The 1,243-nt window shown below is 42.1% G+C and carries 1 protein-coding gene; it reads right to left on the minus strand.

Features of this window, described 5'->3' with window-relative positions; all coding sequences use genetic code 11:
• Positions 1-217: 217 nt before the first annotated feature.
• A complete protein-coding gene (locus AACR75_RS18545) occupies positions 218-709 on the minus strand; it encodes an AAA family ATPase (RefSeq protein ID WP_047691327.1) in 492 nt (163 codons plus the stop codon).
• Between the last annotated feature and the right edge of the window lie 534 nt (positions 710-1,243).

Below are 1,243 nucleotides of genomic sequence, written 5' to 3' on the forward strand. Positions count from 1 at the left end.
AAAAGTGTTAGATGAGAAGAAAGCCAGTGATGAAAGAGCTAGAATTGTTAATTTTTTCATTGTGATATATTCCAAAATAGTTTGATTGTGACTAGAGCATAACGCCCGGCTAAGGGGTTGACAACGCACTGCCGAACTCAAAAAACACACCGTAAACCCTGAATTTCAATTTTGCACTAAAGCCGCCACGCGTTGGCAATCCCTCTTGAGCCGTTTGTTATAAGCGTGGTTGAGTATCCCTATGAACCCAAACAACATTTTCATTCGACGCTGGTGTTTCAAACCAAGACCAGAACAATTTCAACATTTCAGGTGTAATTTCATACGATTTGCCATCCAAATCTGAATTACGTGAAAGTGCCCTTTGTTGGCATGTTTCGAAGGGAACATCAAGATAATGAACTTCACTCTCAACACCCACCTCTGATGCCCAACCAATAAAAGTTTCTCGGTCAGCTTTGCGCCAAAAACCAAAATCGAAAATAACTGGGACACCAAGAGCAAAAAGCTGGCGAGCAGAGTCTTTGAATAAGTCTTGAAGCGTAGCCAAACGGCTATCGAAGACTTCACGCTCCATATGTTCACCATATAAAGGAATCATCCATTCATCGATGGAGAAACGAAAGGCTCCATGTTTATTTGCAAGCTTCTTAGAGTAGGTAGTTTTACCCGAACCAATAAAGCCACATACGAAATAGATTTTGGTCATAATTCCTCTTTAGCTTATAACGCCCGCTTAAGGGGCGCAGGCACGTAATACAAAAGCTACCGCACAGTGCCGTAACCACTAAACCCAACGCAAACTGAAAATGCCACGCGTGCCAAGTCCCTCTTTAACGCTTTGTTATGTTTAAGCTTCAAGGGCTTACGTTTTACAAAAGCCAAGATTAACTCAGCTTTGATTCACAAACAAAAGCCAAGACCTAAAAAACTGAAACGATTCATAGATTTAAAAAACAGACTTCGAATTTCGGCAATTCAAGCCCAAAAACCTGTGTTCAAAATACTGATTGAGCCAGCCGAACCAACCTCGCGCTTACTCGAAAATAGGCTGAGGCAATTCTCTGAATTTCCAGCGCCAAAGAATAAATGTCCAGAAAACAGCGCCCGCTGAAGCCAACTTGCCGACAAACACAAAACCAATCAGCCGAGGGAACAAAGAAAAACCATAACCCACTGATTTTTGGTGATTAAACATAACGCCCGGCTAAGGGGTTGACAACGCATAGCCGAACTCAAAAAA

This window comes from Vibrio sp. ZOR0018 (genome assembly GCF_963865925.1).
Classification (GTDB): domain Bacteria; phylum Pseudomonadota; class Gammaproteobacteria; order Enterobacterales; family Vibrionaceae; genus Vibrio; species Vibrio anguillarum.

Coding starts and splice junctions, on each gene's coding strand:
- AACR75_RS18545 (WP_047691327.1), bottom strand. CDS start 709: ATGACCAAAATCTATTTCGTATGTGGCTTTATTGGTTCGGGTAAAACT.